The sequence below is a fragment of the Gimesia sp. genome (assembly GCF_048262075.1).
In the GTDB taxonomy this organism is placed as follows: domain Bacteria; phylum Planctomycetota; class Planctomycetia; order Planctomycetales; family Planctomycetaceae; genus Gimesia.
On the sequence record NZ_JBLXFK010000038.1, the window covers coordinates 1 to 7,035 of the forward strand.

The 7,035-nt window shown below is 51.6% G+C and carries 8 protein-coding genes and 1 pseudogene; 2 read left to right on the forward strand and 7 right to left on the reverse strand.

The features are described 5' to 3' along the window. A partial coding sequence (locus ACN0YH_RS27900; protein ID WP_417382892.1) for a hypothetical protein occupies positions 1-390 on the forward strand: 390 nt, incomplete at its 5' end. Between the two features lie 660 nt (positions 391-1,050). Next, the gene (locus ACN0YH_RS27905) at positions 1,051-1,611 is read left to right on the forward strand and encodes a hypothetical protein (RefSeq protein WP_417382893.1); all 561 of its coding nucleotides are present in this window, start codon (positions 1,051-1,053) and stop codon (positions 1,609-1,611) included. A 2,405-nt stretch (positions 1,612-4,016) separates the two neighbouring features. Here ACN0YH_RS27905 and ACN0YH_RS27910 read toward each other — a convergent pair. From ACN0YH_RS27910 to rpsK, 7 genes and pseudogenes are all read right to left on the reverse strand, one after another. Beyond that, complete coding sequence (locus ACN0YH_RS27910) at positions 4,017-4,634, reverse strand: hypothetical protein (RefSeq protein ID WP_417382894.1); 618 nt, start codon at positions 4,632-4,634, stop codon at positions 4,017-4,019. Positions 4,635-4,848: 214 nt separating this feature from the next. Continuing rightward, entirely contained in the window at positions 4,849-5,136 is a 288-nt protein-coding gene (locus ACN0YH_RS27915; protein ID WP_417382895.1) for a hypothetical protein, read from the reverse strand. A 193-nt stretch (positions 5,137-5,329) separates the two neighbouring features. Beyond that, positions 5,330-5,408 (reverse strand): annotated as a pseudogene (gene rplQ / locus ACN0YH_RS27920) (50S ribosomal protein L17); the annotation flags it as partial. Between the two features lie 141 nt (positions 5,409-5,549). Beyond that, positions 5,550-5,693: a DNA-directed RNA polymerase subunit alpha C-terminal domain-containing protein gene (locus ACN0YH_RS27925; RefSeq protein ID WP_417382897.1), complete on the reverse strand. Its 144-nt coding sequence runs from the start codon at positions 5,691-5,693 to the stop codon at positions 5,550-5,552. Beyond that, complete coding sequence (locus ACN0YH_RS27930; protein ID WP_417382898.1) at positions 5,681-5,938, reverse strand: hypothetical protein; 258 nt, start codon at positions 5,936-5,938, stop codon at positions 5,681-5,683. Before ACN0YH_RS27930 ends, ACN0YH_RS27925 begins: the two co-directional genes overlap by 13 nt. After that, entirely contained in the window at positions 5,893-6,171 is a 279-nt protein-coding gene (locus tag ACN0YH_RS27935) for a hypothetical protein (RefSeq protein ID WP_417382896.1), read from the reverse strand. Before ACN0YH_RS27935 ends, ACN0YH_RS27930 begins: the two co-directional genes overlap by 46 nt. A gap of 413 nt (positions 6,172-6,584) precedes the next feature. After that, positions 6,585-6,965 carry a 30S ribosomal protein S11 gene (rpsK, locus tag ACN0YH_RS27940; protein WP_145044949.1) on the reverse strand — a complete coding sequence of 127 codons (381 nt, stop codon included), beginning with the start codon at positions 6,963-6,965 and terminating at the stop codon, positions 6,585-6,587. Positions 6,966-7,035 lie beyond the last annotated feature (70 nt).

Genomic DNA, 7,035 nt, shown 5'->3' on the forward strand with positions numbered 1-7,035 from the left:
GAAGAAGAACGCTACAACAAAGTTCCTATTCTGGATCCGGTCGAAGGCGAACACGCACCGCTGTTCTGTCTCGATCCACCCAGCCCGGATGAAGTCATTCGTGCTCTGCCGGACAAAACCGGCGGCGGAGTCTGGTTCCTGGCAGAAACCTCTCGCAACAATGTCCGCATGGTGGTAGAACCCATCGTAGACCGGATTGGCGAGTGCCGCTTCTACCCGATGGTCGGACCAGCTCGTCAGCACCACTGTCACTACAAGTGCACCGTGTACTACGACAAAACCATTCGCTCAGACTGGCCCATTCCGTTCTCTAACACCGATCAGACCAAAGAAGTGGTTTACATCGACCACGACCACCTGATCCGCTGTGCCGGACCACCATCTGAGTAATACTGAACTCAAAGCGGCTCTCAGGAAGCGAACCGCAACCAGCTAAAGTCACCCACTCAGGGCCGATGATTCTAACCGGGTGAAAGAATCATCGGCCTTTACACTTTTGAATGACAATGTCGACTTCATGAGAACTCGCTACCCGTCGTTCAGTCTTCGTCAGTTCAAATACAGCAGATCGGCAACCTTCTACTGAATCTGCACACGCAACGGAAAGATCTTATCGAGCTGGTCTGAAAGGCACTGCCGAGCCGCAGCCTTAGCGGGCTCGACACGGTTCTCTGGCCTCATGGGCTATGAAGAGCCACCCCTGCATGAAACACATCCACACAGTAAGGAGTCGATCATAAGCCCGGACAGCAACCCGGCCGAAGTGCTCGAACCATCAGAAAATAAGCCCCCTTTCACATAAACCGGCCCACTTCTTTTAACAGATCAATTTGACCTCGATAGTCTGCCGGAATTTCCCCGCATCATCCTCTTCAGTCCCAGGCAGTGCTGACAATCGGGAAACCAGTCGCCAGACTCGGCATCTACAGATCGAATCCGGTAAGAAATCCTGGGTAACAGATCATCGAAGTGCTTGATGCGGGGTGACATGACAAGACTCTCTGATTTCGCAGTAGAATTCATGAATGATTGCAGACGATCGCATTCAACATGGATCGCAAACAGAAATCAACAGTTTTCACTGGCACCTACTCCCATCACGCTAAAATCAAGGTCCGCAGGCACCGACGACGGCAACCACAGCGCTGGGCTGGCTGCCCGCAAACCATCCTCTTTGATAACCCACTTATAGTGAGCACCGATGGCCAAAGCTTGTATAACTGCCAGGGCGTTTTACGTCCATCAGAATGTCGGCAATCCACGGGTCAATGGCGGCGACTGAAGGCTTATGCAACCGTTCAATTGCCCGGAACCGTCGCGCTCATTGGGCGGCCCCGCATTGCACTTTCCACTGGGCCGACACCGGCGAACAACTGGATGACTACCGCAGACGCCTCGCACGAAAGTTCCCCCGATTTATTCCTGGTGGTATCTCTGGATCTCCCCGCGATCGGCCTCATCGCCGGCACCATCATCGGGCCACTCTTTCTGAATAACAGCAGCCTGCCCGTCGCCGCCGGCTCCGCCCTGGTCAGCACTGATCATGTACCTGATCATCGGCCCCAAACTGGTGATGCTGATCGCCCCCAAAAGTATTATCAACTCAGGTAGCAGACAGGACAGCTCCATCACAAAACCGGTAACAGGAGTCAGGACCACATGAGTATCAGCTAATCCCGCCTGTCACACCACAGCTCCTGGAATGGGGACGCAGGTGGCGTGCCGATTTCGCTGGAAACGCCCGCAGGTCGCACCGTGAGCCGCGGCGATCTCGCACAGATCCTGGAATCCCACAAGGTTTCACCGGCGATGTCCGTGGCACAGAAGAGGACTTTACCGCCAGCATCGCTTCTCAAGAAATGATCGACTGGGAATATAAATCCGATGACCCACTGTTAAACCAGGCCTTCGGCGGTCCCCACCAGCCCCAGAAATCCGCCGACATTTACCGGTCCATCCCCCGACCAGAGTCCCTACCTCAACCGGGGCCATCACGCTGATTGTCCGCATCGCCAGTGAACTGCGAAGCTCACTGCGGCCCCCAGGCCGCCTTCGCCACCAGCGACGGCATCCCCACTTCTCCTGCCCGATCAGCAAACCTGTCTGGAATGAACCATGGGTATGATCAAATCTTCTGCCAATTCCGATTGAGATTCTTCACAAAGCCTGAAATGGAACCTGCACTGAAAAAATTAATGAAATGATGCCTCCCCGGAAGGCTCAGTTCGACGGACATTAACTGGACTAAAGCAGAAAATTAACCGACTGAATTATCCGAAATCATTCAGAGCTTTTATTTCTGTGTATGGAGCCAGTACCTGGTTTGACAATCTGACTCCGATGTTTCAACCGACTTCGCTGATAAAGGAAAAAGTCCTCCGACTTTTGCAGCTTGCAGAGGCAGACTGCATTATCTAAGGCGGAATATGTACGACGCATCATTTAATGATAAACTCCACTCTATCCCACAACAAAAGGTGGTCTCTTTCCGTTTCTGGCCGAAATTGACGGCAATTTACACGTTGGAAAACGGACGGCAGCGATCCAGATCAATGGCCAGTATACTGCTGGCTGACAGGAAGAAAATCGTGGCCTTGAGTATATGACCATTGCAAAAATGATTTTTCATTCATGGAACGAAGGTTCCCTGTTCGAGATCTGGAGATTAAATTGATATCACCAGAACGAAAAGTGATACGATATCACTGAAGCTAGGCTTTCTGGTCTGGAATACAGGACTGTATCTGCTACAATCTCTTCCAGGAAGAGTGGTTTTCGTGAAAAGAACAATAGCTGTCAACCTGGCATCAAATCATTCAACTACAATAACTGTATGATCTTTGTGAAGAAGGCAATCAAAGAGACGTCCTCAATATCTCAACGATTCCCCTACGCGAACACCTGTGGAAAATTTACAAACAGGGCGTTAGACGTCTGACACATGCGTTTGTATTGAGAATCAAATCTCTTTCCTGGTCGGTGACCCATGCCTCCCCAACACTGGATAGAAGCCCTAGATTGGGCGAAGCAATTTAAAAGCTGAATACCAAAGCAATCGCCTATCAAGTCCTTATCCCGAAAAAACTCTTCTACGAGTTTGTTTCAAAGCGCAGACGTTCAATGAATCTTTCAAGCACAGTAAAGTTCAGACTCTTTCTCTGGTTATCGATCAGATGCAAGTAGAAAGAACTGGTCGCACCCCTACGAATGGGTGAACATTTTTTTGTGGAACAGAAAGTTCCGACTTGAGAATGATCGTAAGTTGATCGTGCGAATTTGAGTGAAGCAGGCCTGGCAGAAAATGACAAAACTCGACTATGAAATCCGCGAATCCGGTACCGTCTATGAAACAAACGACCTCACACCAGTTAAGCGAGGAACAGAAACCCGCAATGAAGTCTTCGACATTGAATGAACCAGCTGTCCGTCACCGCAGAGGGCCTCACAATTTAACCCCCGAAGCAACCCTTCGGTTTACTGAGGAGTTGGCGTTGCCTTCTTCACCCGACTGAAACAATCGCTGGGCTTCGACTTTAACTCTCCTGAGAAACAACCGCCTGTGTACTCTTCTGACCATTTCCGCAAGGGGAATGGAGTTCCGAAGATGCGTATCACCAGGTCTGCTGGCATTGCTTCGAACAGCTGCTCTGTATCGAAACAGCACGGGTAACATCTACCTGCTGGACGGTACTCCACTCCCCTCAGGGTTTTCTAAGGAAATGGTTCGTCAACACATCCGTTTTCACAGCTGATGTACTGTATCACGAAACACTCGACTGCTCGAAATGCCCGGCAATCAAAGAGAGCCTCCAACCCGGTTCAGAATTGAGGCCTCGCTCAGCGACCTGATCCTGAGGCGTTTGCTAAACAGGTCCACTGGTGCCCACGATGCTGAATGAAGTACCCTGGAGCAGATGTAACCCCATCCAGACCGTCCTCTGCCACAGAAGCGTCTTGTTCCGGTGTCGCGGAATCATACGCGACCGAGGGACTTAACTACGCAATCCGGGTATCGGTCACCGAATCAGTTCCGAATCGGATCTATGCTCCCGCCCGCCATGCTTTTTCTGCAGGGTCGAGAAACGGCGCGGGAATCCGAACAGTTCGAGGCGGGTTCGTTTCATATACTGGTCGACCAGTACCGCCATGTGGGCGTCGTATTCTTTCTGGCTGTGCGAGTACGTGGTAATGTCCTGCGAGGCGGCGGATGTCACCGTCGAAACCAGGCTGATGTGATACAGCTCGTGCAGCACCGTAATGTCTTCTTTGAACGAATGGTTCAGAACCGCCAGGCAGAAGGTGAGGGATATGCAGCACTCCTGCTGATCCTGATACACCCGCTGCGCAAATCCACTTCCGCCGTAGCGCGTGGTCTGCAGAGCCCCGTTCTCAAACCGCAGAGGCGTCAACTTGGCTTGCATACCGTAAGGCACATTGCGGCGGGCCTGGGCAAAGGCGACCGCGATCCGGTCCATATCGACATGATGAAACGAGGGCAGCCGACGCGAGACGTCGCTGCACAGGCGGTACATCGCGACTGAAATTAAAGGCTGCGTTGATGCTGCGCGGAATCCTTTTCCGCTGACACAACGACAAGGTCGACTGTTTTCCGTCGGATGCGGTCGTTGTTCCATTCCATTGTTTCGCTCCGACAAAAAGCAGAGCATATCAGGGATATAGCTTTAAAATTTGTGAAACCGGATTTCCGCAGTCGAATCGACTGCGACGGTTTATCTCTTTTTCTCTTCTTCGCTTCGGCGTTTCCTTCTGAGGCTTCGCTTCAGTAATAGAGCTTGTCAGCGGCTGCTTCGCTTTCTGTTTCTGCTGTTTCTTCGGCAGGGAACTTCTTCAAATCAGCTGGTGCTTCCTCTGTTGCGGCGAACCAGTGTTCCTGCGGCGGGTCGGCTTAACACGATCTCGTTCGCCGACGAATTGATAATAGCCTGAGTACCGGCATCGCCAGACGGACGGTTGCCAGACGCACAATGCGGTGTATCCACCATTGCGTTCTGCAGCGTTCTGCCAGTTCGTTGAACGGGACGACGGCTTCGTTGTCACCAGTTCTGCGGTGCCGACGACGGTGGCTCTGAGCTGGTGCCAGAACCTGGTTCCACTGATTCCACTGCTCAGATTCACGCCAGGTCTTCCATTCGCTGGAGTTCTTCTCTGCGAAAAGGTGCGTACTGGGCAGCGTTCTCGATGTGGCTGAGCTTTCTGGCGACCGTGATCAGCTGATGAACGGACGCAGTTCTGGCTTTCTGCACGGTGGTGGTGATCCGACCGGAACCTTGGGAGCGTTTTCAGCCTCGTCATCCGGACGGTCTTGATGACTCACCGCCATGTTGCGGAACATCGCCTTACGGTGTGATGCATTGCGGCCTAATTTGCGGCCTCTCTCGGTGTCGCATGGCTTATCTGGTCATTCTGATTGCACAGAGTAAAGAACTCGATGTTTGATAACCAATAATCGCGTTGCTCTGTCCGATTAACGCGGTTGTGAAGACGAGCTGAACTTCATCCCCAGACGCAGACCAATCTGGTTCAGTCGTTCACGAACTGGCCAGCGTGGTTTCCCCGAAATTACGTACGTGTAACAGATGATCTTCCGTTTTGCAAACCAGGTCGCGAACGGTGTTGATTCCTTCCGATTCCAGGCAGTTGGTCGCACGGACAGACAGGTTCAGCTCGGCCAGGCTCTGGTTGAGTTTTCTTCCAGTTCAGGTCGATCGGTGCGTAACCGGTCGTATCCAGCATCCTTTAGACCGCCTTCCGGTGGCATTTCTGGACCGGCTCGCGGTAAGTAATAAACGGATTGGTGTTTCCGCAGAATCTTGGAAGCTTCTACCAGGGCCATATCGGGCTTTACGGTTCCGTTGGTCCAGATTTCCAGGATCAGCTTGTCGTAGTTGGTCCGCTGACCAACACGGGTATCTTCAATTTTGTAACGGACGCGAACGACCGGTGAGAATGTAGCGTCGAGGGAATCACACCCACTTCGGTTTCATGCTGAGCATGCTCGGAAGCGGGGATATAACCACGGCCGTTATCAATGGTCGTTCCGTTGAGTGGAACGTCGTCGATCATGGTGGCGATTACCAGATCTTTGTTGATCATCAACCTGATCGTCGGTAATGACGTCAGCACCAGTAATACCACGCTCGTGTTTTTCAATTCGCAGTGTCTTGGTAGTGAGTGGAGTTCTTGACGATCAGCGACGAAATTCAGGCAGATTCGGTAATGTCTTCGACAACACCGGGAATCGTAGTGAACTGTGTTGCACGCCTGAATTTTGACGTGTCACTGCGCGCGCCTTCCAGGCTGGAAAGCAGAAATACGACTGTTGCCGATCGTCGCACGAATCCACGTTCGAATGGTTCGGCTACAAACATACCATAGGTGGATGTCAGAGTCCGGTCAGGGATACACGGCTTAGTAATTCCAGTCCTCGCCAACGGATTCGCATTGAAATAATCTCCCAGAACACTTTTAAACAGAGTGCGATTCGGAAATCACCACCTCGTTATATTTTAATTTCAGTCTGAACGCTTCGCGAACAGTCTTCACAGCGTCACCTGCGTAACGGATTAGACGCGACGTTTTTTCGGAGGACGGCAACCGTTGTGTGGCAGCGGAGTGATGTCTTCGATCGCCTTGATCGAGATACCAGCTGTCTGCAGACCGGTGATTGCACTTTCCCGTCCGGAACCAGGTCCCTTGACGCGAATTTCCATTTCTTTCACACCAAACTTGGAAGCTTTTTCCGCACAGATTTCTGCAGCCCGCTGAGCAGCAAAAGGAGTGCTCTTACGACTTCCCTTGAATCCGGAAGTACCTGCTGTGGCCCAGCAGAGTACATCGCCGTTCAGATCGGTAATCGTAACCGTGGTGTTGTTAAACGTTGCTTTAATGTAAGCAATCGCTTTAGTGATGTGACGTTTCACTTTTTTTCGTTTGACTTTAGCCACTCTGCAACTCCTGATGTTTCTGTCTGTTGGATCTCAGAAACTGAAACTCATTTTGATGGAATGTTTTCTC

Bases quoted from the DNA above. Each gene is read 5' to 3' on its own strand.
- ACN0YH_RS27910 (WP_417382894.1), bottom strand. From the start codon at position 4,634: ATGGAACAACGACCGCATCCGACGGAAAACAGTCGACCTTGTCGTTGT.
- ACN0YH_RS27905 (WP_417382893.1), top strand. From the start codon at position 1,051: ATGGATCGCAAACAGAAATCAACAGTTTTCACTGGCACCTACTCCCAT.